Origin of the sequence: Psychrobium sp. nBUS_13, assembly GCF_051201665.1 — a bacterium.
Taxonomy (GTDB): Bacteria; Pseudomonadota; Gammaproteobacteria; order Enterobacterales; family Psychrobiaceae; genus Psychrobium.
In genome coordinates, this window is sequence record NZ_CP179210.1 from 2,311,823 (window position 1) to 2,338,064 (window position 26,242).

Consider the following 26,242-nt stretch of genomic DNA (forward strand, 5'->3'; position numbering starts at 1 on the left):
CAGTTATTGTAAATTCTAGCAAGCACAAGTGGTCAGTTGTTTAAGGAAATTGGTATTACTATTGTGGAGTATCCAATGACTCAGCTAACTCACCTTAATCAACAAGGTGAAGCCAATATGGTTGATGTAAGCAACAAAGACACGACAGTTCGTACGGCACGAGCTCAAGCCGTGATTAGTATGTCTCCTGAAACACTTGCGTTGATATCCGAAGGAGAGCACGCGAAAGGAGATGTATTTGGCGTTTCACGAATAGCTGGAATTCAAGCAGCCAAGAAATGCAGTGATTTAATTCCATTATGCCATCCTTTAATGCTGTCTAAAGTTGGTATTGATTTTTCAATACGGATAAAATCAAGCAGTGTATTGATCACTAGCCTTTGTAAATTAAATGGTAAAACGGGGGTTGAAATGGAAGCGCTAACCGCTGCGTCAGTAGCCGCACTAACACTGTTTGATATGTGTAAAGCGAGCGATCCTGCTATGGTCATTTCTGACATTAAAGTATTAGAAAAGCAAGGTGGAAAAAACGGCCACTGGCAAAGCTAAGGGAAAGTGGTCAATTGAAACTAGCCAACCTATTGCGTGTATTTAAATATGAATTGGCCTTGTACGGACAAGACATTCAGTATATATAAATCACTAGTTCTATTAAAGATATAGTAAAAAAGAGTAATAACATTTCTGTTATTACTCTTCATATACATTTATAATTTTTGAGTTATTTAGTGTTGTTCACTAGCTAAATTGACTGTGTACTTAGGAATTTCTACGACTAAATCTTCTTTGTTGATACACGCCTGACAACCTAAGCGAGATTCTTGCTCCAAGCCCCATGCTTTATCAAGCATATCGTCTTCAAGCTCATCAGATTCTTCTAACGAATCAAAACCTTCACGTACAATCATATGACACGTGACACACGCACATGATTTCTCACACGCATGCTCAACACTGATACCATTTGCTAGGGCAACGTCTAATAACGTTTCGCCTTCTTTGGCTTCTACCACCGCGCCTTCTGGGCATAGTTCTTCATGGGGTAAAAATATAACTTTAGGCATTATTTGGCTCCTAATTGTGATACCCGTGCATCACATATTTTAAAATTTAAATATCGTCAACTGATTGACCAGACAACGCATCACGAATTGACTGATCCATACGCTTAGCGGCAAAGCTACTGCTCGCCGTATCACAATCGCCAATCGCTTGTTTAATTGCTTTCAAATCGCCCGCTTCAACTGCCTGCTCTAACGCAGACATTGCATGGCGTATTTGAGTTAACTCTTGCTCATCAAGTAACTTACCGTCTGCATTTAGTGCACTGACCAGACCTTCTAACACACGAGAGGCTTCAACTTTCTCTTCTGCCAGCATACGAGCGTCCATGTCGCCTTTAGCAAAGGTCATGGAATCTTTGATCATTTGCGCAACTTCATTATCACTCAAACCAAATGATGGTTTAACTTCAATAGACGCTTGCACACCACTACTCTTTTCCATTGCACTAACGCTTAACAAACCATCAGCGTCCACTTGAAACGTGACGCGAATATGTGCAGCGCCAGCAGCCATTGGCGGGATTCCACGTAATTCAAACCGGGCTAGAGAACGACAATCTTCAACTAATTCACGTTCGCCTTGTAAAATGTGCAGCGCCATTGCCGTCTGACCATCTTTAAACGTTGTAAACTCTTGCGCCTTAGCGACAGGAATTGTGCTGTTACGGTGAATAACTTTCTCCGTTAAACCACCCATGGTCTCTAGACCAAGCGACAGTGGTAAAACGTCTAACAGCAACATATCTGATTCAGGTTTATTACCTGCTAAGATATCCGCTTGAATAGCCGCGCCAATCGCAACGACTTTATCAGGGTCAATACTGGTTAATAGCTCTTTGTCAAAATAGCCACTGACCTGCTGACGAACTAACGGCACGCGGGTTGAGCCACCAACCATAACAACTTGCTTGATTTCATCAACAGACAACTCAGCATCACGCATTGTCCGGCGACAAGCCATAATAGTGCGTTTAACTAACGGTGCTATTAGTTCGTTAAACTGTTCACGTGATAATTCACCTTGCCAATGACCGCCACAAGGCAGATCAAGCGATAATTTCGCGACTTTCAAGAAGCTTAGTTGTTCTTTTGCATCACAAGCAACCCGCGTAATTTCACGTTGCAGTGCTGGTGAATGATCACCAGTGTATCCTGATTGCTGAATAATCCATTGGCTAATACAAGCATCAAAATCATCGCCACCTAACGCTGAATCGCCGCCAGTAGCTAATACTTCAAACACGCCTTTGTTAAGTCGCAAGATTGAAATATCAAAAGTGCCGCCACCTAAGTCATAAACCGCAATGACGCCTTCTTCATGACTATCTAAGCCATAAGCAATAGCCGCCGCTGTAGGCTCGTTTAACAAACGAAGTACTTTAAGACCCAATAATTGGGCTGCATCTTTAGTGCCTTGGCGCTGCGCGTCGTCAAAATAAGCAGGCACTGTAATAACAGCCCCAACTAAATCGCCGCCAAGTGATTGTTCAGCAAGCGCAACAAGCGGGCGTAAAATCTCGCTTGAAACTTGAATTGGATTCACCAAACCATGACGGGTTTCAATGTTAATTAAACCGTTTTCAGTTGGCTTTAAAATATAAGGAAGTTCATCGTGCTGCGCTTGAATATCATTGAGCGTGCGCCCCATGAAGCGTTTAACAGAAACAACAGTATTGATCGCATCGCTAATGGCGTGAAGTTTCGCTTCGTGACCAGCTTCAATACCAGATTCACCATAATGAACAATAGAAGGAAAAGAGTCGCGATTTTTGCTATCAGATAGCGTTACCGCTTCACCGCTGCGAACAGTAGCCACTAAAGAATTAGTGGTGCCAAGATCAATACCTACCGCTAAACGGTGTTCATGAGGAGCCGTACTTTGACCAGGCTCAGAGATTTGCAATAACGCCATAATAGTTTCTTAATACTGTTGATTGCTGCTTATTCTAAGCTGATAACATGTTGTTATACGATTATTATTAAAAATCAAATAACTTATCTTCAAGGGCAACTGCCTCTTGAGAGAGTTTCAGCATGAACTTAAGCTTTCTTACCTCATCACCTGCTTTTTCAAACGACACTTGATCAGCTTGTTGAAACAGAGATGAAAATAAACGATTAATAGATTTGATGTACCCGTCGACTTCCGATTGAAAGTCTATCAATGCCTGCTCAGGATCACTTGCGCTTGGAATGTCTTCTAGCGTTTCACGTAGTTCCATTTGTTGCATTAAAAACATTGGATCTTTTAACGTTTGGGTTTCGTGTGCTAATTCAATGCCATTAATAGACAAGATGTGTTGCGCACGACTATCGATGTGCTTTAAAACATCAAAACCATCGTTAATTTGTGCTGCCTTGTGCACTGCTAACAAGCGTTCACGCTCAGTTGCATTAGCAAAATTATCGGGATGAACGTGACGTTGCAACTCTAGATACTTTGCTTTTAAATCACCAGTATCAATATCAAATGACACGGGTAAGGCAAATAATTCGAAGTAGTTCATTCAGGCCGCTATTTAAACAGAGAAGCTTTCGCCACAACCACATTCACCATCAACATTAGGGTTTCTAAATTCGAACCCTTCGTTAAGGCCTTCTTTAACGAAATCTAACTCAGTACCGTCAAGGTAAACCAAGCTTTTCGCATCGACAATAATTTTAACGCCGTGTTGTTCAAACACTTCATCGCCATCATTTAGATCGTCAACAAATTCTAAAATATACGCTAAGCCTGAACAGCCAGACGTTTTAACGCCAAGACGTAAACCAAGACCTTTACCGCGATTTTCCAAAAAACTGCTAACGCGCTGTGCTGCCGATTCGGAGACAGAAATTGTCATAATAGACACCCTAAACTAAAGGCGTAACTTACGTTACGCCGATCAAACTATTTTGCTTTGTAATCTTCAATTGCCGCTTTAATAGCGTCTTCTGCTAAAATTGAGCAGTGAATTTTTACAGGGGGCAGTGCTAACTCTTCAGAAATATCACGGTTGCTAATTGCGCCCGCTTCATCTAATGACTTGCCTTTAACCCATTCAGTTACTAATGAGCTTGATGCAATTGCACTACCACAGCCATACGTTTTAAATTTAGCGTCTTCGATAATGCCTTCGTCGCTAATTTTCAACTGTAATTTCATCACGTCACCACATGCTGGTGCGCCAACCATACCAGTTGCAACTGTTGGATCGTTTTTATCGAATGAACCGACGTTACGTGGGTTCTCATAATGATCGAGTAATTTTTCGCTATATGCCATTGTACTATCTCCTGTCTCTTAACGAATCGCCTAGTGGGCAACCCATTCAACACTATCTAAATCAACACCATCTTGGAACATTTCCCAAAGCGGTGACATTTCGCGCAATTTACCAATCGATTGCGTCATTTGCTCAATGGCGTGATCAATTTCTTCTTCGGTTGTAAAGCGGCCAACGCTAAAACGAATCGAGCTATGCGCCATTTCATCGTTTAAACCAAGTGCACGTAATACATACGACGGCTCTAAGCTTGCTGAAGTACAAGCACTGCCTGATGAAACGGCTAAATCTTTAAGTGCCATCATTAACGACTCACCTTCAACATAGTTGAAACTGATGTTTACGATGCCTTTGTAACCTAATTCACGGTCGCCGTTTAAATAAGTCTCTTCAATTTTCATTAAACCATCAATTAAACGTTGGCTTAAACGTTCGATATGCTCTTTGTCTTTTGCACTGTCTAATGCAGCAACACGACAAGCTTCACCCATACCAACGATTTGATGCGTTGCTAATGTACCACTACGCATACCACGCTCATGACCACCACCGTGCATTTGCGCTTCTAAGCGAATACGTGGCTTACGACGAACATAAAGAGCGCCAATCCCTTTAGGACCATAGATTTTGTGGCCAGAGAAAGACATCAAATCAACTTTCAATTCGTTTAAATCAATGTCTAATTTACCAAGACTTTGTGCGCCATCAACATGGAAAATCACTTTACGAGCGCGAAGCATTTCGCCCATCGCAGCGATATCTTGAATGATACCAATCTCGTTGTTCACGTGCATGATAGACACTAAAACCGTATCTTCACGCAATGCGCCTTCAAGTTGTTCTAATGTGATGATGCCATTTGCTTGTGGCTCTAAGTAAGTTACTTCAAAACCCTCACGCTCTAATTGACGAGTCGTGTCTAAAACGGCTTTATGCTCAGTTTTTGAAGTAATGATGTGCTTGCCTTTCTTAGCATAGAAATTGGCAGCACCTTTAATAGCGAGGTTATTTGATTCTGTTGCGCCAGACGTGAAAACGATTTCACGAGAGTCAGCGTTAATTAACTCAGCAATTTGATTACGAGCAACGTCAACAGCTTCTTCTGCTTGCCAACCGAATCGATGTGAACGCGATGCAGGGTTACCGAAGTTACCTTCCATCGTTAAACAATCAATCATTTTTTGCGCAACGCGCGGATCCGCTGGCGTAGTTGCCGCGTAATCAAAGTAAATTGGTAATTTCATTTCTTGCTCCACCTCGTTACTACGCGTAATCAAGGTTATCTATTGCTAATTCTAAAACTGCTAAAGTTTAACTACTTAATGGTTACTATAATTATTATAATGTTCATCAATCTCGTGTGTTAAACCCACTGGGCATCACACGCCACATTAACCCAACTGGTTAGTGTGAAAAATTTCATTTTGCTGATCATGACCAGCCAGCTCTTGCGCCATATTCTGCTTGTTCGCAATATCGATAATTTCAGAATTACCCATCAACTCGCCCAAACTAACGCTATCTAAAAAGTCTTGCATTTTAACGCTAAAATCATTCCACAAAGAATGTGTTAAACAGCGTCCACTTGGTGAACAAGGCTTATCACCCTTACATTGTGTTGCCACCACTGAATCATTTACCGCACCAATAACGGCACCAATAGAAATTTCAATTGCTTCTTTCGCTAATTGATAACCGCCACCAGGACCTCGGATGCTTTCGACAAGCTTCGCTTTACGTAATTTAGAGAAAAGTTGCTCTAAATAAGACAACGATATGCGCTGTCTTTCTGAAATATCTGCTAGACAAACGGGTCCATGTGTTTGATGTAATGCAACATCTAACATCGCCGTTACAGCGTAACGTCCTTTCGAAGTTAATTTCATTACATTGCCTCGCAATAGTTACTGTATTGGCAATTACATCAAACCCGACTAATTTAGTCAAGTATATACCTGACTAATTTAGTCGGATTAGTGATTAATTATACTAAATGGCTATTTGCTATCGTTATCAGTGTCAACTCTGCCGCGCTGAGTCGCCGTTAAAATGCCTCGTAAAATATTCAATTCTACGATTTCAGGACGTGCACGATTATACATGCGGCGTAATTTCGTCATCACTTGACCAGGGTGCGCCTTAATAATGAAACCAATTTGATTTAGCGATTCTTCTAAATGCTGATAAAAGCCTTCCATATTATCAGACGACGGATATTGCTCTTCCGGCACATCATTGCTCACAGGCTCAACACCCGCCAAGGCCGCCATGCGCACTTCATAGCATAAGGTTTGCACAGCCATTGCTAAATTTAATGAACTGTAATCAGGATTAGCAGGAATACACACGTGATATTGACACAATTGCAATTCATCATTTGATAAGCCACTATTCTCACGACCAAACACCAAGGCAACCGGGTAGTTAGGCGCTTCTTGAATCAGCTTAATACCACTCTCGCGTGGATCTAACATCGGCCAAGGCAGTGTACGAGAACGTGCACTCGTACCAATGACTAAACCACAGTCTTTCACCGCATCTTCTAAAGTCGCTTCAATAGTCACTGATTCCAGCAAGTCTTTTGCGCCAGCCGCCAACGCCTGAGATTTTTCATCAATCTCCGTTTGCGGATCAACTAATACCAAGTCAGACAGCCCCATGGTTTTCATTGCACGTGCCACACTACCGATATTACCCGGATGAGTGGTGCCCACTAAAATGACTTTAACCTTTGGCAACAATGCCATTGAAGAATCTACGGGATTTTGATTGCTCACAAAAACTACCTTTAATCTGACTTTTATCTCTTTTCTAGCTTACGAAAACCCCGATACAACAAGCATTCAAGGAAAACGGCTAAAAATAACGGGCGCCATGATAGCAAAACATTAAGTCGTTTTCTTCTATTAATTTCTCGAATCGTTCTATTAATCCCCCAATCCCTAAGCGCTTCATCATATTGAGGAAAAAGCGTGAGCAAGGTGGTGATTTTTACGTATAAAACTTGTCAGCCAACATTATTCTGATAATATATGCTCCGATTAAATCTTAGGGCCTAAGCACTAAGAAAACCGTTCTTTAAAATTCAAAGGTATACACTATGCATCCGATGCTAAATATTGCAATTCGGGCAGCTCGCAGTGCAGGCAAAGTAATTATGCAGGCAACTGAGCAGCTAGATAAAGTTGAAACAAATCAAAAAGGTTCAAATGACTTAGTAACGTCAATTGATATCGCTGCTGAAGAAGCAATCATCGCTGTAATCAAAAAATCATACCCTGATCACGGATTCATCTGTGAAGAAAGTGGCGAACAAGGCAATGCACAAAGTGGATACCAATGGATTATCGATCCGCTAGATGGCACGACTAACTTCATCAAAGGGATCCCACATTTCTGTGTTTCTATTGCATTAAAAGTCAACGGCAAAACTGAACAAGCTGTTGTTTTTGATCCAGTACGTGATGAACTATTCACGGCAACTCGCGGTCAAGGTTCACAATTTAACAGCTACCGTACTCGTGTAACTAAAGCGAAAGACCTTAAAGGTACTGTGATTGGTACAGGCTTCCCATTCAAAGTTAAGCATTACAAAGAAACTTACCTATCAATCTTCTCTGATATGTATGATGACGTTGCAGACATGCGCCGCGCTGGTTCAGCTGCTTTAGATCTTGCATACGTCGCAGCAGGTCGTTTAGACGGTTTCTTCGAAATCGGTCTTAAGCCATGGGACACAGCTGCTGGTGAATTACTTGTTAAAGAAGCTGGCGGCATCGTTACAGACTTTACTGGCGGCCACGGTTACGTTTCTTCAGGCAACATCGTTGTTGGTAACCCAAAAGTAGTTAAAGCTATCTTAGCTAAAATGCGTCCGCATTTAACGCCTGCTCTTTCGCGTTAATCACTGCTTAAATAGCAAAGTTAGATAACAAAAAGCCCCCACATTAATTATTTAATGTGGGGGCTTTTTTAATGCCTTAGATTATACCAATTGCATTAAATATTTGCCCACTTGTACTTGTTAAAATTAACTAAAATGGCGTTGCTCTCAATCCTAATAGCCAGCTATTAGTCAATCGAGCGCCTTGTTTTAGCTGATTTTCTCTACGCACAACAAGATCACTTACTTAATGCAATTGGTATTATTCAGCGACGACAACAGGAATATGCTGATGCTGTTTCTCACCTAACTTAAACATTACACATTCACCACTATTCATAATGTGCCAATCTTCATTGTTAGTCAGTGGACGCGTTGCAATGACCGTCACGATATCATTTGGCGTTGTTTCCTCATGAAAATCTACCACCATATCGGTATCAATTAACGTTGCTTGACCAAAAGGCGTACGGCGGGTGATCCAACTTAAATTATTAGTACAATACGCAATCAAGTAATCACCATTACTTAGCAGCATATTAAACACACCAAATGCTTTTAACTCATCACCTAAACCGCGAATAAAATCGAAAATCAATGAGGTATCTTCAGGCATCGCATCAAACTTAGCCGCCAATTTATCTAAAATCCAACAAAAGGCTAGCTCGCTGTCTGTCTGCCCAATAGGATTAAAACGTGACGTCGTTAAATGCGTTTCATAATCAGACAACTGACCATTGTGGGCATAACACCAATTTTGTCCCCACAACTCACGAGTAAATGGATGCGTGTTTTCTAAATTAACGTCGCCGCGATTCGCCTGTCGAATATGGCTTATCACCACTTCACTCTTAATCGGATAAGACTTAATTAATTCAGCCACCTGCGATTCACAGCTTGGCAGCGGATCTTTAAAACAACGACATCCTTTGCCGTCATAAAACGTAATGCCCCACCCGTCTTTATGTGGGCCAGTAACACCGCCACGCTCTACTAATCCTGTAAAACTAAACACAATATCTGTCGGCACATTGGCACTCATGCCTAACAACTCACACATAAAATAAAACTCACTTCAAAAACAAAAATTTAAACAAATCACAACTGAATGAATCACAAAAGGGAGGCAGTTATGGAGGCAGCTTAGAACCCTAAAATTATAGGAATCTATTTAATTTATGGATACTACCAGAAAATATTCGATTTTTCTCAGTTACCAAGGAAAACAAAGTTCGGTATTAAATTACACTCGCCTCAACAAACCGTAGACCAATGAAATACGAGTTTTTAAAATGGTTTTAATTAACCTGAGATCGGCTTAAGAAACGACGATCTGATTCATCTCAACGTCAGTGATATTTAGTTGTGGTTTGTTTTCTTTCAGAGAATAAGCCACAAGCCCAGCAATGAGATTTAACATTAAGCCATTCATGCTTCTATGTCTGGAATGCTCAATTTGTGAAATGTTTTTCAATTGGTCATTGATTGTTTCAATAATAAATCGCCTAGATAGCATGGCCCTATCCCAAATAGACAGTACCTTTGCTTTCATATTTTTTCGCACATTTGTTACTAAAGTGACTCCTTGTTCTAGCAAATTACTTTCTAATGCTTTACTTATGTAGCCCTTATCAGCATAGAGTTTATCTGGCAGGTCTGATGCCATACCTTCAACGGGTTGAGTATCATGCACGTTCGCAGCCGTTATTTTCGCTGCAACAATCTCTCCTAGGTGATTCACTATCAAATGGAGCTTAAATCCAAAATACCAGCCCATAGTCCCTTTACCTCGTTTAGCAATTCCATCAAATGTTTTATGGCGTGGGATTCTTAAATTGTGGCAAACTTTAATGCTTGTAGAGTCAATAAATTCAAGGCCTGTAGGCTGCCCCTTAATCGCAGAAAAATAACTGCACAACGGTACTAATGTCGTTGGCATGACTTCTAAAAATCGTGTGTAACTAAGCAAGTATGGGAATTGTTTTTTGTAAAAACGCTGAATGAACCCGATGTAATAGTTTTTAAAGTCTCTGTGATTCGACATATGGAATAAAATAACGATAGTCATCACTTCACTTGTGGCCATTCGACCTTTACGCTGCCGCTTTCTCGTCCCATCAGACAGTAATTGCTTTTCCCATTGAGGAATAAAAACTTCACAAAAATCATCGACATCACAAAATATTTCAACTAACTTATCCATACGCTCACCGTTTATAGTGTTTAAATCGTTTCTTGTTCGAAAGATCTGATCACTAGGTGGGCTATTAGTTCAATTTTTATCCCGAGTTCAGGTTAATTAAGTAATTTTGAAATTAGTTTCATCGTAACTACTCAGCACTTCAAAGCTAGTGTTTTAAATTAATTGAAAAATAAAAAATGATCGACTTGCTTGATCATTCTGAGCCGTTATTCTATGGGTCTCTCTATTCAGTAGTTTGAGCAATGAAAATAAGCGGCATCGATATTGAAAAAAATATCGACAACATAAAAAAGCAAATCGAGACGGATAAAACATTGTCCCCATCAATACGTGCCGCTATCGATTTATTGTTGCTTATCGTCACTTTATTGTCCCAACGGTTAGGCCTTAACAGTCGAAATAGCAGTAAACCACCATCATCAGATCCTAATCGGAAAAAGAAGCCTAACGCTAATAGTTCAAATGCATCGGGTGGGCAACTCGGTCATAAAGGAACAACTTTACCGCTTGATGAACGACCTGATATCAACCATAAAATAGTTCTTGATAGAACGCTATTACCACCAGGAAGTTATACCGATATGGGGGTGGAAACCCGTCAGGTAGTGGATATAGAGTTTAAGCGCGTCGTAACTCAATACCAAGCCCAAATTCTTGAAAACGAATTTGGTAAGCGATTCGTTGCTCCATTTCCAACGGGGGTTAATAGTCGAATTCAATATGGTAATGGGCTAAAGGCTCACGCGGTTTACTTGTCTCAATATCAGCTACTCCCTTACGAGCGTATTCGTGAATATTTTACCGACCAACTTAACATTCCACTGAGTAGTGGCAGTCTGTACAACTTCATTAATACAGCTTACCGTCATCTCGATGAGACGAATGCGCTTGAATTCATCAAGGAAAGTTTGAAGAATGAATCAGTGCTTCATGCTGATGAAACAGGCATTAACATTAACGGTCAACGTCAATGGTTACACAATGCATCATCATTAAAATGGACCTATCTATCGGCTCATGAGAAACGAGGTTGTGATGCCATCAATGCCATTGGAATACTACCCGACTTCACTGGTGTGATGTGTCATGAACACTGGAAGCCGTACTATCGTTATGATTGTCAACATGCTTTATGCAATGCTCATCATCTGCGAGAACTCACACGTGCATACGAACAGGATGGCAAGAGCTGGGCTGAAACGATGCGTATTTTTTTAATAGAGCTTAATCAGGAAGTTGAAGATAGCGGTGGAGTGATTAGCGACAAAAGACAATTAATGAGTCGCCTTCAATATCGAGATATTTTAAAAGAGGGTGAACACGAAAGCCCTCCGCCAGCGATAATCGTCGGGAAACGTGGACGCCCTAAGAAATCAAAATCGCGCAATTTATTAGAGCGATTACAGAGTTACGAAGATGATGTACTCAGATTTATGGTGGATAAAATTGTGCCTTTCACGAACAATCAGGGTGAAAATGATTTGAGAATGGTGAAAGTTCAGCAAAAGATATCGGGCTGCTTTAGAAGCAAGCATGGTTCCGTCATGTTTTTTGGCCTTAGAAGCTACCTGTCAAGTTGTAAAAAACAAGGAGTCAGTGCGTCTACTGCTTTGTCATTATTATTAAACGGAGCACTACCAAATATCTTCCCCCCTGCTGAGTAGTTACGTTTCATCTATGAATACCAGAACCAGCGGTTTATCAAAGCCCGACAAATCGAGACGATTATCCACAATATGAGCTAGTGCATATTCAAACGTGCCGGGCATAATTTGTTCGGAAAAATCAACGGGAATGAATTTGTTTTGACAGGATAAGTCTGGTTTGCATCTTGTTATGGGAAAGTGGCCATCTCGTTTGCTCGCAACGGATAATAACCATTAGTTCACAGACCAGATCACCGTTCAAGCTTAATTATTGAACAACGATGCTAAAACTAAAAAAGAACGTAAAAACGTTCTTTTTGATAAATTCTACAGCCTCAACGCCTCAATAAGAGGAAATTTATAGCTGGCTAAAATGTTGAACGCAGTGAAAACAGCCAGCTGTAAATTTTCCTGCTTAATTGACTTGTTATATTTTTTATACCACAATCCAATATATATTGGTATTTATGAGGTTTACATTATGGCGAAAAATACAAGCGTAACATTGGGCGATCATTTTGATCAATTTATAAACCAACAACTTAACACTGGTCGTTATGGCTCAGCAAGTGAAATTGTTAGAGCGGGATTAAGAGCTTTAGAAGATCAAGAAGCTAAACTATTAAATTTACGCAATATGCTAATCCAAGGCGAACAAAGCGGCATTTCTGATTACAGTTATGACAGTTTATTAGCTGAGTTAGATAACGATAACCATTAATGAGTCAGTTTCTATTATCTTCGACAGCCAAATCAGATTTAATTAAAATAGCTAAATATACCCAATTAACTTGGGGCAAGGCTCAGCGAAATGATTATTTAAAAATATTAGATAATACGTTTAAATTATTAGCCACTGAACCAGAGTTAGGTATTAATTGCGATTATATTAGAGAAGGTTACAACAAGTACCCTCAAGCTAGCCATGTGATCTATTACAAAGAGCATAAAGCTAATCAAATTTTGATAGTGCGTATATTGCATAAAAGCATGGATGTTAACTCCGCACTCTAGAAAAATAAAAACAATCTAATATATAAAACTAATTAGCACAAGTACTTAAAGCACACTGGCATTAATTTTAGCTTTTTTTATGTATAAATCTAATGCAAATGCCGCAAGTTTCGCCCTAACTATTAAACTGTGCAAATGAGGCGCTGTTCCAAAATACTGTTGTCACCCGTAAGCCGCGACTAATTATCTAGCTTGGCGTTACTTTCCCTGAACCACGCAAGATAATTAGATAAATACTTCGTTGCCACACCTTTCATTTTTCCGTTAATCCAGCCTTTAAAGTTAGCTATCGCGCCATTCACCGTTTGGATATGGTACACCTCATCTATTACTCTGATTTCACCGTTGATTAACCGCTTATGGTCACCATGTTTTTGTTTGGCAATTGCCACATAGGGCCAACAACCATCGCTGCATAATACCAATTGCATTAAATATTTGCCCACTTGTACTTGTTAAAATTAACTAAAATGGCGTTGCTCTCAATCCTAATAGCCAGCTATTAGTCAATCGAGCGCCTTGTTTTAGCTGATTTTCTCTACGCACAACAAGATCACTTACTTAATGTAATTGGTATAATACCGAGTGTTCAGTGATATTTTCAGCTAAATTCGCTGCTATTTCTGCCGTTGTATCAGCCGCTAACATAGGGTTAATCATATGGTTGCTGCGATCTATCGATAAAAGAACGGCAACTTGACCATCCTTGGTTCGTTTATCGATGCCGCCCCCTCGTTTTCTGGGCTGACGTTGCTCCGCTAAAGTGTTCGAACCTTTTTCTGAGTAAGCTAGAAAAAACTCATCAACTTCAATAATTCCCGATAGCTTATCGTCATTTTTACCCGCTTGAGCAACCAGAAAACGATGTCGCCATAAGAAAGCCGTTTTAAGGTTAATACCACAAACCTCGGCAGCTTCTCTTAGGGGTAATTTTAATTGCATACAACGGGCATAATCTTCCCACAGATGAGGTTTATGTAATCGAGCGAATGGTGTCTTAGTCTTGTTGTTAAAGGTTTTATGACAACCTTTACAGCGGTATCTCTGTATCGCACCTGATTTCCCCCACTTTTTCAATTGAGTGGATTCGCAATGAGGGCATTGTGGGGATAGGTCAAAAAGAGGCTGAATAATTTCATCGGTACTGATTTCAGCCTCTAGGGCTTGAATTGACTGATGAACTATCTCTCTTTGCGCTGGAGTCATCGAGGAACGTTGTTTCGTTATCCGGTTAAGCTTACTTACAAATGATTTAGTATTGATTACCAATGCCTTCAATAAGTTAATCTCACTATTGAGTATAGACAACAATTAGCTACAACAGCGCCGCAAATGAACAGTGTTTATTTTATTAATAATCGTCACTATTTGTCATTTAAATTAGCGAGATAACACAACTCGACAATTAATTTTTCTGTACCAATACACCCAGACTCATAAAACTAACCAATCCTCTAATTTCATAATTTTAGTCGGCAAATCCCAGTGTTCTTTTGCTAGATGTGTAATCCGCTTATTTGATTCTTAATCTAGATTTTTAGCCAGTATTTTAACAAACCTAATAAAAGATGATTCGGCTAATTCAGGGGATCAACTAACAATTCGCCCCAAACGCCCACCAGTCAAATAATTTCAGATACATGTCACCTATTGGTCACCTTTTTTAAAACGGAATTATGCACAGTAGTGTCTCTTTTTATGATTGAGAAATAACGGATGAAACGTAAAAATAAAACACTCATTTTTTTAATGGCGACGCTAGCGACTTTTAGTGTAACAGCGCAAAACGATGTCGTCATTGATGGGACGATTGATTCGATTGAGTGGCAAGGTGCGCAGATATTTGATGATTTCAAACTGAGCTATCCTAATACCGGTGATAAACCTAAATACCCTACGACGACTTATCTGAAAACAGATGATAAGGGTATTTATATCGCCTTTAAGAACTTCCAGCCGGAGCGCTCACGAAAATACAGCGGGCATGATCATCGCACCAGTGCCGACTTTATACCAATTTGATTAAGTTTGTGATCTTGTTTTGCGAAGGAAAAACAAATGAAGGCAAGGCGCTTGATTGAGCAATAGCTGGCTATTGGGATTGAAAGCAACGCAACATTCATTTTATTTTAACCAGCAAAAGTGGGCAATAACTTTGTCAACTTGGTATTAATATGGTTTTTATCGATTTTAATAATGACGGTGATACAACCTATGAATTTGTAGCAACACTTGGTGGCGGTACGATGGATGGCACCTATAGTCGCGGTAATCAATCTAATAGAGATTGGGATGGCGACTAGCAGGTACGCGTTAGTGAGCAAGGCGATTATTGGTATGGCGAATTTTTCATTGCATTGACAACGGCGAGTTATCAGAACCAAGCAGGAGAATACAGAGAGATTGACGTTTATTTTCAGCGCTTCAATGTTATCGATAGCCAAGCGTCTTCATATCCTGACACCAGTCGCAGTAGAAAAAAAGTTTATCTATAAATTTTCACCAATAATAGTGAATAGTACACAAGAACAAGCGCCTACTTCACCAATAGTTTTGATTTAATTGATGACAGTAACGAAACAAACGTTGGGTTAGATTTAACGTGGAAGCCTAGCGAAAACCAGCATCTCATCGCAACCATCAGACCCGGTTTTGTGCAATTAGAGCCAGATGATTTAATTGTTAATTACAGTGCCGTTGAAACATTGCGCACCGATAAACGGCGATTCAATCAACTAGTAGAGCGCATATATATCCATCTAATGACGTCTTCTAACCAACAGTTCAAAAATCAATGGGGGACTGTTCCAATTTAAATCCAGAATAAATATTTTCTATGAACATAACAAATTTGATGGCAATGAATTTCGTGAAGAATATACCTTGATTGAATTAATCAAATTATCGCTTAAATACCGATTTAATAAAGAAATTGTTATATTTTCTTAACGCCTAATGATTTAGTGTTATTCACATTTAAATTTTAATACTTTATTGTTTGTAATATATAGATTTTTATGGGTGCTTCTTGCATCCCTTACTTTGGAAATGTGAAGGAAGGCGACATGGAAACAACTGACGACTCGCTCAAATCGAAGGTCTTGAAAAGCGATGTTAAGATAAGCACCCAATCGAACGCCGAGCATTCAGATATCGAATTGGATAAGGCATCAAAAGCAACTTCAGCACCGACACGCAGAGTCACAGATGAAGACGACTTTACCCCTAATTCTAAACATATTTATTTTGTTGAAGAAGACACCCATCGGGTTTTAGAAAATCTTGCTGAGCTTAAAACACAGATCTACCCTGTTCACGACAAGTTTACGGTGGAAGATCAAATCAATGCACAATTCCCGTCTGTTTGTTTGGTGGGTTTAGGGCGTTGTGGTTCAAATGTATCGCTCGATTTAGCAAATCTTGTTTATAACGCACGTAATTATTACCTTAATGATTTTCAAAAATCAGAAGCCAATACGAAGAAAAATCAAAAATCTTCATCAGCAACTCGCTGGATAAAGCGCAATATTGGTTTTAACAAAACCCATGATAAACGCGCTGCTTTCTTGATTGAGCCCTTTGTTATCTTGGGGGATTTAGATCAAGATATCGACGGTCGTGTCCGTTATTCCTACATGGATGAGAAAGACAGCTTGGTTGATGGCTATTCCAAGATGAAGATCATGGATTTGTCGGAAGTTCATGCCGGTGGTTCTGGTAATGCCCCTGTATTAGGTCAGTACTTAGCAAAAATTATTTTAAATAAAGGCGCTGAGCGCTTTTTAAATAAAGATTGGAAAGCCATTCATTCTTACATGATTGACTCTTGTGGTATTAAAGCCAATCAGTCTCGTTTGTTCTTTTATATTTTCAGTGCTGGTGGTGGTACAGGATCTGGCATGGCGTCAGAATTTGGCTTGGCGCAGCAATATGCTTATATGAGCAAGACACTCCACACTGAAAAACGTATCAAGAAACGTGAATCCCATGAACATGACGGCGATTCGTTTGTATTTGAGCCAATCTTTAGTAGTGGTATTTGTATTCTGCCAAACATTGCTTGTCAGTCGGTAGAAATATCTGAAGCGCTGCATATTAATGCGGGTCGTTTACTGTGTAAGTATCTGTCAGAAGAATGGGACTTCTCATATAATCTCGATCGCATTGAAGATGACGAGAACATCTCTATTGTCGACCGATTAAGACCATGGAACTCGATGATGTTAATTTCTAATGACATCATGCGTTATGCCGAAGAAGCCGATGGTGGCGACATGCAAAATGTCGATGTGAACACCATGGAAAAATACGCCAACCAATATATTTCTCAGCAAATTTTTAACATCTTAACCGCGCAAGCGGTGACTAAAGATTACGATCAAGATTATTTCCGTAGTGCTGGCGTTGATATTAGTGAGACGATTCGTTTGGATGCCAATGATCTATTCATGAGTTTGGCGGGTCCTGTCACTATCGCTTATGCGGAATCAACGGTTAAAAAAACAGCGCCAATTATTGATGGTCGTCAACCTGGGCCAAGCGAGTTAGTGGAATTAGACATTGATGATTTATTTTTCCGCTCGATTGATTTACCACACTTTAATAAAGATACACGTGCAATTGAAGGCGTGAGTTTATTGCCGATGGAAGCTGATCGCTACCGTGAGCTGCTAACAGCATGCCGTGCGAACAATTTTGATACCAGCAAATTAAAAGATGTGTTGTTCTTTAATAAGTGTTCGTCAGTCGTGTCGATTATTTCATTGCCAAAAGATTATAAACTGTCGTATATGGACCTTAATCGTCTGAAGACTCATCTTAATAGCTTGTTCCCTAACACGACCCTTAAGCGTTATGCCTTAGTTATTGGCGCGTCAGAGAACATTTCATTAACGACCTTGGTGGCGAAAAGCCCTTGTTTGAGTGATGATTTCTTAACGCTGATTGTGTCTTATGTGAAGCGTTGTTTTGCAAAAGAAGAGTATTGCTTTAATGACAAGTTTGACGAAATATTCTTAAACATGATTACTGCTGACAACTTCAACGAAGAAGAACTCGATAACATGATTTCTGAATTCGAAAATCCAGCGAAGATTTTAGACACCAACTGGCATGCTATTAAACCGATGTACGAGAAGAAGTATCGCGAAATTCTTGGCAATGATGAAAAGCGCTTTGTCTCGATTAATGATATTCGACTCAGCGCAGAAAATGTTAAGCGTGCGATCAAATATTTACGAGAGATCTATCGATATCGCGTGAGTAAGACGAAATTGATTTCTCTAAATCAAGCGCCCAAAAAATAATAAATCGCTCGTAAGAAATTAAGCCCAACAAGCCTTTCGGCGTGTTGGGCTTTTTAATTTTGTACTTTGTTCGATTAAAACTAGTGTTTTACATTTTAGATCGGTTAAACTGGTAGGACGAGTTACTAAAAAGTGTAACATCTATAGGAGAATCTACGTGTTTATTTCACTTTTCATTATTGCATTCATTTTTGGCTTGGGTACCCTCGCCTATAAACGTGCATCTTTAATTACTTTCACAGGCGCAATCACCCTTGCGTTATTTATCTTATCCTTAACCACTCACGTATCAACGTTGATTTGGTTACTGTTTATCGTTGTAGCAGTGCCATTAAACGTTACGTCATTTAGACAGCAATACATTAGTGTACATTTGCTAAAGATTTATCGCTCTATCATGCCTGAAATGTCACGCACTGAAAAAGAAGCGATTGATGCAGGTACCACGTGGTGGGAAGCCGACTTATTTAAAGGCGCACCGGATTGGAAAAAAATGCATAACTACCCTGCTCCGCGCTTAAGCGCACAAGAGCAAGCATTTTTAGATGGTCCCGTTGAAGAAGCCTGTGCCATGGCCAATGAACATGAAATTTGTCATGAAAAAGCAGACCTTCCAGCAAACCTTTGGCAGTTCCTAAAAGATAATGGCTTCTTTGCCATGATCATCAAGAAAAAATATGGTGGTTTAGAGTTTTCTGCTTATGCACAATCGCGTGTATTGCAAAAGCTGTCGGGCGTTAGCACTGTATTAGCATCGACTGTTGGTGTTCCTAATTCATTAGGTCCTGGCGAGCTGTTACAGCATTATGGTACTGACGAACAAAAAGATCATTATTTACCACGTCTCGCATCAGGTGATGAAATTCCGTGTTTTGCATTAACCAGCCCTGAAGCAGGTTCTGATGCTGGCGCAATTCCAGATCGCGGTGTAGTTTGTAAAGGACAGTGGAACGGCGAAGAAGTTCTGGGGATGCGTGTTACTTGGAACAAGCGTTATATTACGCTAGCACCAGTAGCAACTGTGCTTGGTCTTGCCTTTAAACTTGATGATCCCGATGGATTGTTAGGGGACGAGAAAGAGTTAGGTATTACTTGTGCGCTTATTCCTACTGACATCGAAGGTGTTGAAACGGGCCGTCGTCATTTCCCATTAAACGTGATGTTCCAAAATGGACCAACACGTGGTGAAGATGTGTTCTTCCCACTTGATTTCATTATAGGTGGCCCTTCAATGGCTGGTCGTGGCTGGCAAATGCTGGTTGAATGTCTGTCTGTTGGTCGTGGTATTACCCTGCCATCGAACAGTGCCGGTGGCGTAAAAACCCTAGCACTTGCAACTGGTGCTTACTCACGCATTCGTCGTCAATTTAAAATTGCCATTGGTAAAATGGAAGGTATTGAAGAGCCATTAGCACGTATTGGTGGTAATGCTTATTTAATGGATGCTGTGACAACAATGACCACGGGTGCTATCGATTTAGGCGAGAAGCCATCGGTTGTATCAGCTATTGTAAAACTGCATTTAACCGACCGTATGCAAAGTTGTGTTATTGACGCAATGGACATTCACGGCGGTAGCGGTATTTGTTTAGGTCCAAATAACTACGTTGGTCGTGGTTATCAAGGTGCACCAATTGCTATCACCGTTGAAGGCGCAAATATCCTAACACGTTCATTAATCGTTTATGGTCAAGGCGCTATTCGCTGTCACCCTTATGTTCTTGCTGAACTTGATGCTGCTGGTCAAAAAGACGATCGTGTTGCATTAGAAGATTTCGATAACGCGGTATTTGGTCATATTGGTTTCGCTATTAGTAACTTCTGTCGTAGCTTCTGGTTAGGCTTAACTAATAGCCGTTTTTCTACATCACCATTTAGTGATGACACTAAACGCTATTACCAACACATGAACCGTTTTTCTGCAAACTTAGCGTTTTTGTCTGACGTTGCAATGGCGTGTTTAGGTGGAGAATTAAAACGTAAAGAGCGTATCTCTGCACGTTTAGGTGATATTTTAAGTCAGTTATACTTAACAAGTGCGACATTAAAGCGTTTTGATGATGAAGGTCGTCAGCAAGCTGATTTGCCATTTGTTCATTGGGCTGCTCGTGACTCATTATTTAAAGCACAAACTGCATTAGATGAACTGTTACGTAACTTCCCAGTTAAATGGGTTGGCAAAGTATTGCGCGCTGTTATGTACCCTACTGGTATTACACTTGTTGCGCCGTATGATGAACTTGATCATGAAATCTCTAAGATTTTACAAACACCAAACATGACACGTGACCGTATTGGTGCTGGTCAATATTGGAAACCAACTGAGTTTAACGTGGTTGGTATTCAAGAGCAGACATTACGCGATGTCATTGATGCTGAAGCGATCATTGCTAAAATCAGTAAAGCGTCTGGTAAGAAAGAACAACTTATTTTCTTAGACAAATTAGCTGACCAAGCACGTGCTGCTGGTTACATTAGTGAAGATGAAGCTGAGCACTTACGCAAGACTGAAGTTGGCCGCTTAAAATCAATCAATGTTGATGATTTTGCACCGGAAGATTTAGTGGTAAAGAGCTAACTTAGTAACGCGGTAATATTTGAATTCAAAGGGCTAGTTTTACTAGCCCTTTTTGTTTGGCAATAGTAACTACTTTGACTTTCATTGCATTTAGGGTCAACTAAACAGCATCAATGCCGCTGTCTGTTATCGGATTATCAATCTCTCGTCGCGTCAAATCCAATACGATCAAATATCTTCGTAGGCAATATATCATGGAGATCGATGAATGGTGATTTAAGGACTGACTAAGTCACATCTGAGCCCTGCGTTTCCATCAACATATTTATACAGAACACGGACGAGCCCTTCTTTAAAGTTAAGCATAGTCTCAGCTCTGTTGATGCATGCTTAGTAGTATAAAGACATTAACGCCTTTTAAATTGGCTGACAATGGGATTACTGTGAGCACTACCTATGAAAAAGAATGTAATATCAATTCCATTACTTAGGTGCTCTCGTTGTGCTTAGGAAGAATTAACTAGAACAAGGCACTCGATTGAGTAATAGCTGGCTATTAGGATTGAGAGCAACGCCATTTTAGTTAATTTTAACAAGTACAAGTGGGCAAATATTTAATGCAATTGGTATAACTAGAACAAGGCACTCGATTGAGTAATAGCTTGTATTGGGATTGAGAGCAACGCAGTTATTGTAAATTCTAGCAAGCACAAGTGGTTAGTTATTCAATGGAATTGGTATAAGTACGACTCGGATTGAAGAGCAATTAGATCACTTTACTCTTTCGTGAGGAACTCTCACCAAACATTATGAAAATGAGCTACGCAGTGAGATGTGCATATCAAAAGAACGTATTAAGAACTACCATAAAATGATGACTTTTAGACATAAAAAAACCAGCACTAAGGCTGGCGTTTTTTATTAGATATCGCATTGAACGGTGTTGGCGGAGTGGACGGGACTCGAACCCGCGACCCCCGGCGTGACAGGCCGGTATTCTAACCAACTGAACTACCACTCCACAACTGTGAACCGTAGAACGATTATCTATAACATGATTGGCGGAGTGGACGGGACTCGAACCCGCGACCCCCGGCGTGACAGGCCGGTATTCTAACCAACTGAACTACCACTCCACACATCGTGTTATTGCTGTTTTAGATTAAGCTAATCAATAATTTAATTACTTGTCACCAGCGCATAAATACATAACTTAACCTCAAACTTAAAAGAAGAAATTGGCGGAGTGGACGGGACTCGAACCCGCGACCCCCGGCGTGACAGGCCGGTATTCTAACCAACTGAACTACCACTCCGCATTAATAAAACCTAAGTTCTACATCGCTTCTTTTTACATTGTATTGGCGGAGTGGACGGGACTCGAACCCGCGACCCCCGGCGTGACAGGCCGGTATTCTAACCAACTGAACTACCACTCCGCAAACAATGCGACACTACTCTAAAATTGGCGGAGTGGACGGGACTCGAACCCGCGACCCCCGGCGTGACAGGCCGGTATTCTAACCAACTGAACTACCACTCCGCAATCTAGTGGAAACAAACTTTGTTAGCCCGTCTCCTTGAGTGCGGGGTGGATAATACGTATCCCCCCCAAATGAGTCAACCAGTTTTTTTAATAAGTTTGTTTTTTTCGTTTAACCGCTGAAATTTACGTCAAAAAAAGCAATATTTGAGCAACTATTTCTTTTTCTTAGACTCTTTGTCTTTTTTATCTTCTTTTTTGTCTTTCTTTTTATCGTCTTTACCCCCATCGGCGTCTTCTTTTGGCACTTTAGGCTTCTTCTTACGTAAGAATAACCACATCAATAGCGCACCTAACAATAAAACCAGTACATTGACCATGACAATGATAATAATTAGCGACTTTTCTTCATCTGCTTTCTGTTGGGCTGCTTTACGACGTTTAAGCAATTGCTCTCGTTTAAACTTTGCCTTACGAGCTTTATCAGCTTCGATTTTCAGCGCTTTTACTTCTTTAGCTGCTGGCACATCAATCTTAACCTTCATTTGTTCAATGCTATATTTGAACTCACGACCATCAAGCGTTGTACCAAAGACTTCGAGGTCAATTTTATAACGACCTGGCTTTTGGACATTTTCGAGGCGTAATAGATGCGTCGGAGCAAGATTACTGACGCTTAAATGCTCTTTCGTATCATCCGGATGATGAACAATAACTTGTAGAGCCATTTGTGACATATCGACAGCTTGTTCATTAGTAATAAAGCGCAGTGCATATTGACCATCAATGGCTGCTGATATCAAATCGACTTTAACAGGTTGGGGGCGCAAATATAATGGCTGCGAATATTCGCGCTCAAACACTTTATTACCACCGCGCACTAATAAGGTATATGGACCGTTAGGTTTGTCTAAATCTAATCGCCCCGTAAATACGCCATCACCGCGTCGCTCATCTAAACCTTGCCCATCATCAATGTATTGACCGATGGTAAAGGTTCCTGCCCCAAAATTTGGCGCTGATGAATCAGTGGTGCTTCGCAAAAAAACCTGAAGCTTAATTAAGTCATCAACCCGGCCAAGTGCTAACAGTTTATTATTGAATTCAATACGTGCTGTTAACTTAACAACTTCTCCCACGAACAACTCGCTAGGAAATTCATTAACCTTAAGGGCAAGTGACGTCGCGAGTCGAATTTCACTACTTGGCAATATATCGCCGACAATTTGCCACGGGCCTATCATCGGTTGTTTTATTTCAATCATGTCGCCAGCATTTGCATCAACCCACTTCACGCCTTCGACGGCTCTGGTTGCATACAACTTACTGCCGTCAGGTCGTACAAGAATAATGGGCGCTGAGCCTGGTTTACGCTCAATGATAAATACCAACGCGTCAACGGCTTGGTCGACACGAAAACGATTCGACAACAATTTTATCTTTTGCTGCGACGCATCATCTTGTGGATTGAAGTTATTCGCTTTTGCTGGCAAAACGACGCTTGCACAGATTAATCCGATTAAAAATAATTGTCGAAACACCCTAAAATTCCTTTCTATCAAATACATGAAATTGGCTTAATCAAGCCACTTACAACTGCCGCCTTTGGCAACGACAACATCAAGTCGTTCTTGGTGCGCGTTTAGCTCACTATCGCTAGCATTAAGCACATTTAATACCAATGATGGATCAAGGTTAATTTTGCCGCCTGAACTTTGCGCGTCTGAATCGCCAACATTGGTCAAATTCAGTTTTGTTTGACCACCTGTCATTGCTAGATAAACGTCAGCTAAAATCTCAGCATCAAGTAATGCGCCGTGAAGCTCACGTGATGAGTTGTCGATTCCATAACGTTTACATAACGCATCAAGGCTATTACGTTGCCCTGGATGCATTTCCTTTGCCATAACCAAGGTATCTAAAATGCCGCTCATTTGAGCGGTTTTAGCAATTCCACGATTAAGTAAATCAAACTCGTAATCCATGAAGCCGACATCAAATGGCGCGTTATGGATAACTAATTCCGCACCGCTGATAAAGTCAATAAACTCATCAGCCACTTGCGAAAACGTGGGTTTATCGCGTAAAAACGCGTCGCTAATACCATGAACTTCAAACGCTTCAGGATCCACTAAACGGTCAGGCTTAATGTAGACGTGATAATGACGACCAGTTAAGCGGCGATTAATTACTTCAACACAACCAATTTCGATGATTTTATGATTTAAATAAATTGGTCCGCCAGCTTGGTTCATACCCGTTGTTTCGGTATCCAATACAACTTGGCGCTTATAACTCGATGTGCTCATTAACACACTTCCTTAAACAAAAACATTAATTGGGGTTAGTCTATCAACTCAACCACACAAATTCATTAACAACGACTTGAACTACTTAATTTGTTTCTGGTTGGACTGCATGCTGGTAATAGGATTTAGCAACGGCGGACTATGCATAGCCCAGCGCGGTTTAACGGGGGTTAACGGACGCACGAGTTTTTTCGCCATAATGCAGTAAAAACTACCAATGCCAGGTACATTATGAGACAAAAACGACTGTAAATAGCGGGTGTAATGCGGTTTAAGCAGTAAGCTAGAGTACACAAGCTTTTGCGATGCAACTACTTTAAACCCTAACACAGCAAGCCAATCTTGAACGCGGGCTTGAGAATACAGTCGACCATTAAACGGATATTTATGACTGAGCTGCGGATTAAGACTCATTAACCCTAGTGAACTAAACGGATTAATACCAATGATAAGTATATGCCCACCAGCAACTGTCACGCGGTTTATCTCACGTAATAACTGGTGAGGATTATGGTGAAAATTAAGGCTCAATGCCAAAATAGACGCGTCAATACTTGATTCAAGTAGCGGTAGACGAGATAAGTCAGCCACCACATCTGCACCACCGCCGGGTGCTATGCCAAATTGATGCTTAATAAGACACTTGTCGGTGTTTAGCTGATGACTTAATGCACCCACTTTTAAGAGATGATAGCCAAAGATATGGGATAGCCACGGGGCAATAGCTTGCTCTACATTATCTTTAAGCCAATCGCCTTGGGCAATATCTTGCCAGCCACTGGGCGCTAATACACGGTGATTACTAAATGCAGGCTTAAAAAACACAGACTAAGTCGCTCTTTTTATTAAACAATAGCACTAAGATATCGCAAATCTCACTAAATCGCTACTCACCATTAATCGTAATGACAAGTGCTCTGCTGCCACCCTGATCGCGATGCTCACACAAATAGATTCCCTGCCAAGTGCCTAGGTTTAATCGGTCATTATACCAATTGCATTAAATATTTGCCCACTTGTACTTGTTAAAATTAACTAAAATGGCGTTGCTCTCAATCCTAATAGCCAGCTATTAGTCAATCGAGCGCCTTGTTTTAGCTGATTTTCTCTACGCACAACAAGATCACTTACTTAATGCAATTGGTATTACTCACGGGGATTGACTGATTAACACCGATGATAGTGGACTTTATATGTGCAGGCATGTCATCATTACCTTCATAAGTATGTTCATAATATGGCGCATTTTCCGGCACAAAATGATTAAAATGCGCTTCCATATCACTACGTACAGTGAAATCAGCATTTTAATTTAACGTTAGTGACGCCGATGTATGCTTGATAAATACGTTTACTAGTCCAAACGATAAGTCAGCGAGCTCTGGTATAGCACGCTCAATCTCATTAGTAATGAGATGAAAACCACGTTTTCTCGGTGCCAACGTAATCTCTCTTTGTATCCACATAATTTTTCTCATAAACATTAATGGCTCGAGTAAAACAAAAAAGCCTCAACACAGCAAGCGTGTTGAGGCTAATTAACTACTACT

22 protein-coding genes, 5 tRNA genes and 5 pseudogenes are annotated in these 26,242 nt (G+C 40.5%); 9 read left to right on the top strand and 23 right to left on the bottom strand.

All coding sequences use genetic code 11. From position 1 onward, the window contains the following. The first annotated feature begins 75 nt into the window (after window positions 1-75). Complete coding sequence (gene moaC, locus ACMAZF_RS10560) at window positions 76-549, top strand: cyclic pyranopterin monophosphate synthase MoaC (protein ID WP_435273819.1); 474 nt, start codon at window positions 76-78, stop codon at window positions 547-549. A 176-nt stretch (window positions 550-725) separates the two neighbouring features. Here the strand turns inward: moaC and fdx are convergent, their stop codons facing one another. From fdx to trmJ, 8 genes are all read right to left on the bottom strand, one after another. Next, a complete protein-coding gene (gene fdx, locus ACMAZF_RS10565; RefSeq protein WP_435273820.1) occupies window positions 726-1,064 on the bottom strand; it encodes an ISC system 2Fe-2S type ferredoxin in 339 nt (112 codons plus the stop codon). A 46-nt stretch (window positions 1,065-1,110) separates the two neighbouring features. Beyond that, window positions 1,111-2,976: a Fe-S protein assembly chaperone HscA gene (gene hscA / locus ACMAZF_RS10570; protein WP_435273821.1), complete on the bottom strand. Its 1,866-nt coding sequence runs from the start codon at window positions 2,974-2,976 to the stop codon at window positions 1,111-1,113. A gap of 67 nt (window positions 2,977-3,043) precedes the next feature. Further along, window positions 3,044-3,571, bottom strand: coding sequence for a co-chaperone HscB (hscB, locus tag ACMAZF_RS10575; protein ID WP_435273822.1), 528 nt, complete (start codon window positions 3,569-3,571; stop codon window positions 3,044-3,046). A 12-nt stretch (window positions 3,572-3,583) separates the two neighbouring features. Continuing rightward, complete coding sequence (iscA, locus tag ACMAZF_RS10580) at window positions 3,584-3,907, bottom strand: iron-sulfur cluster assembly protein IscA (RefSeq protein ID WP_435273823.1); 324 nt, start codon at window positions 3,905-3,907, stop codon at window positions 3,584-3,586. Between the two features lie 47 nt (window positions 3,908-3,954). Continuing rightward, the gene (gene iscU, locus ACMAZF_RS10585; RefSeq protein WP_435273824.1) at window positions 3,955-4,329 is read right to left on the bottom strand and encodes a Fe-S cluster assembly scaffold IscU; all 375 of its coding nucleotides are present in this window, start codon (window positions 4,327-4,329) and stop codon (window positions 3,955-3,957) included. 30 nt (window positions 4,330-4,359) lie between these two features. Further along, window positions 4,360-5,574 (bottom strand): IscS subfamily cysteine desulfurase, encoded by a 1,215-nt coding sequence (locus ACMAZF_RS10590; protein ID WP_435273825.1) that lies wholly within the window; start codon window positions 5,572-5,574, stop codon window positions 4,360-4,362. Window positions 5,575-5,721: 147 nt separating this feature from the next. Next, window positions 5,722-6,216: an Rrf2 family transcriptional regulator gene (locus ACMAZF_RS10595; RefSeq protein WP_435273826.1), complete on the bottom strand. Its 495-nt coding sequence runs from the start codon at window positions 6,214-6,216 to the stop codon at window positions 5,722-5,724. A 111-nt stretch (window positions 6,217-6,327) separates the two neighbouring features. Next, on the bottom strand, window positions 6,328-7,071 hold the full coding sequence (gene trmJ, locus ACMAZF_RS10600; protein ID WP_435277227.1) for a tRNA (cytosine(32)/uridine(32)-2'-O)-methyltransferase TrmJ: 744 nt from the start codon (window positions 7,069-7,071) through the stop codon (window positions 6,328-6,330). A 359-nt stretch (window positions 7,072-7,430) separates the two neighbouring features. Here trmJ and suhB point away from each other — a divergent pair, with 359 nt between their 5' ends. Continuing rightward, the gene (gene suhB / locus ACMAZF_RS10605; RefSeq protein ID WP_435273827.1) at window positions 7,431-8,234 is read left to right on the top strand and encodes an inositol-1-monophosphatase; all 804 of its coding nucleotides are present in this window, start codon (window positions 7,431-7,433) and stop codon (window positions 8,232-8,234) included. A 241-nt stretch (window positions 8,235-8,475) separates the two neighbouring features. Here suhB and ACMAZF_RS10610 read toward each other — a convergent pair whose 3' ends face one another. Both ACMAZF_RS10610 and ACMAZF_RS10615 read right to left on the bottom strand, forming a co-directional pair. Continuing rightward, the gene (locus tag ACMAZF_RS10610; protein WP_435273828.1) at window positions 8,476-9,273 is read right to left on the bottom strand and encodes a class II glutamine amidotransferase; all 798 of its coding nucleotides are present in this window, start codon (window positions 9,271-9,273) and stop codon (window positions 8,476-8,478) included. 258 nt (window positions 9,274-9,531) lie between these two features. After that, window positions 9,532-10,416 carry an IS982 family transposase gene (locus tag ACMAZF_RS10615; protein ID WP_435273829.1) on the bottom strand — a complete coding sequence of 295 codons (885 nt, stop codon included), beginning with the start codon at window positions 10,414-10,416 and terminating at the stop codon, window positions 9,532-9,534. Between the two features lie 242 nt (window positions 10,417-10,658). Between ACMAZF_RS10615 and tnpC the strand changes: the two genes are divergently transcribed. Beyond that, window positions 10,659-12,080, top strand: coding sequence for an IS66 family transposase (gene tnpC / locus ACMAZF_RS10620; protein ID WP_435273830.1), 1,422 nt, complete (start codon window positions 10,659-10,661; stop codon window positions 12,078-12,080). Between the two features lie 36 nt (window positions 12,081-12,116). On the opposite strand, the pseudogene ACMAZF_RS10625 reads toward tnpC, so the two are convergent. Beyond that, window positions 12,117-12,254: pseudogene (locus ACMAZF_RS10625) on the bottom strand (transposase); the annotation flags it as partial. Window positions 12,255-12,543: 289 nt separating this feature from the next. Here ACMAZF_RS10625 and ACMAZF_RS10630 point away from each other — a divergent pair. After that, window positions 12,544-12,783, top strand: coding sequence for a type II toxin-antitoxin system ParD family antitoxin (locus ACMAZF_RS10630; RefSeq protein ID WP_435273831.1), 240 nt, complete (start codon window positions 12,544-12,546; stop codon window positions 12,781-12,783). Further along, entirely contained in the window at window positions 12,783-13,076 is a 294-nt protein-coding gene (locus ACMAZF_RS10635) for a type II toxin-antitoxin system RelE/ParE family toxin (protein ID WP_435273832.1), read from the top strand. The genes ACMAZF_RS10630 and ACMAZF_RS10635 overlap by 1 nt, the downstream gene beginning before the upstream one ends. Before the next feature lie 179 nt (window positions 13,077-13,255). Here ACMAZF_RS10635 and ACMAZF_RS10640 read toward each other — a convergent pair. Together ACMAZF_RS10640 and ACMAZF_RS10645 are read right to left on the bottom strand one after the other, a co-directional pair. Further along, a pseudogene (locus ACMAZF_RS10640) lies at window positions 13,256-13,498 on the bottom strand (transposase); the annotation flags it as partial. 154 nt (window positions 13,499-13,652) lie between these two features. Continuing rightward, window positions 13,653-14,339: pseudogene (locus ACMAZF_RS10645) on the bottom strand (IS1595 family transposase); the annotation flags it as partial. Between the two features lie 453 nt (window positions 14,340-14,792). On the opposite strand from ACMAZF_RS10645, the gene ACMAZF_RS10650 reads away from it, so the two are divergent. The 4 genes from ACMAZF_RS10650 (at window position 14,793) to fadE (ending at window position 20,960) form a co-directional block, all read left to right on the top strand. After that, entirely contained in the window at window positions 14,793-15,098 is a 306-nt protein-coding gene (locus ACMAZF_RS10650; protein WP_435273833.1) for a hypothetical protein, read from the top strand. A 152-nt stretch (window positions 15,099-15,250) separates the two neighbouring features. Continuing rightward, window positions 15,251-15,379 (top strand): hypothetical protein, encoded by a 129-nt coding sequence (locus ACMAZF_RS10655; RefSeq protein WP_435273834.1) that lies wholly within the window; start codon window positions 15,251-15,253, stop codon window positions 15,377-15,379. Between the two features lie 762 nt (window positions 15,380-16,141). After that, on the top strand, window positions 16,142-18,382 hold the full coding sequence (locus ACMAZF_RS10660) for a hypothetical protein (protein ID WP_435273835.1): 2,241 nt from the start codon (window positions 16,142-16,144) through the stop codon (window positions 18,380-18,382). Window positions 18,383-18,539: 157 nt separating this feature from the next. Continuing rightward, on the top strand, window positions 18,540-20,960 hold the full coding sequence (fadE, locus tag ACMAZF_RS10665) for an acyl-CoA dehydrogenase FadE (protein ID WP_435273836.1): 2,421 nt from the start codon (window positions 18,540-18,542) through the stop codon (window positions 20,958-20,960). Window positions 20,961-21,844: 884 nt separating this feature from the next. On the opposite strand, the gene ACMAZF_RS10670 is transcribed toward fadE, so the two are convergent. The 10 genes and pseudogenes from ACMAZF_RS10670 to ACMAZF_RS10715 all read right to left on the bottom strand — a co-directional run. Then, window positions 21,845-21,921, bottom strand: a tRNA-Asp gene (locus tag ACMAZF_RS10670). Window positions 21,922-21,959: 38 nt separating this feature from the next. Beyond that, window positions 21,960-22,036: transfer RNA gene (locus ACMAZF_RS10675), tRNA-Asp, on the bottom strand. 103 nt (window positions 22,037-22,139) lie between these two features. Next, window positions 22,140-22,216, bottom strand: a tRNA-Asp gene (locus ACMAZF_RS10680). A gap of 46 nt (window positions 22,217-22,262) precedes the next feature. Then, window positions 22,263-22,339: transfer RNA gene (locus ACMAZF_RS10685), tRNA-Asp, on the bottom strand. A gap of 27 nt (window positions 22,340-22,366) precedes the next feature. Continuing rightward, a tRNA-Asp gene (locus ACMAZF_RS10690) sits at window positions 22,367-22,443 on the bottom strand. 155 nt (window positions 22,444-22,598) lie between these two features. Next, window positions 22,599-23,924: a TIGR03503 family protein gene (locus tag ACMAZF_RS10695; RefSeq protein ID WP_435273837.1), complete on the bottom strand. Its 1,326-nt coding sequence runs from the start codon at window positions 23,922-23,924 to the stop codon at window positions 22,599-22,601. 36 nt (window positions 23,925-23,960) lie between these two features. Next, a complete protein-coding gene (dnaQ, locus tag ACMAZF_RS10700; RefSeq protein ID WP_435273838.1) occupies window positions 23,961-24,692 on the bottom strand; it encodes a DNA polymerase III subunit epsilon in 732 nt (243 codons plus the stop codon). Between the two features lie 81 nt (window positions 24,693-24,773). Continuing rightward, window positions 24,774-25,517: a methyltransferase domain-containing protein gene (locus ACMAZF_RS10705; RefSeq protein ID WP_435273839.1), complete on the bottom strand. Its 744-nt coding sequence runs from the start codon at window positions 25,515-25,517 to the stop codon at window positions 24,774-24,776. Window positions 25,518-25,578: 61 nt separating this feature from the next. Then, window positions 25,579-25,668 (bottom strand): annotated as a pseudogene (locus ACMAZF_RS10710) (secondary thiamine-phosphate synthase enzyme YjbQ); the annotation flags it as partial. 169 nt (window positions 25,669-25,837) lie between these two features. Next, window positions 25,838-26,161, bottom strand: a pseudogene (locus ACMAZF_RS10715) (secondary thiamine-phosphate synthase enzyme YjbQ); the annotation flags it as partial. Between the last annotated feature and the right edge of the window lie 81 nt (window positions 26,162-26,242).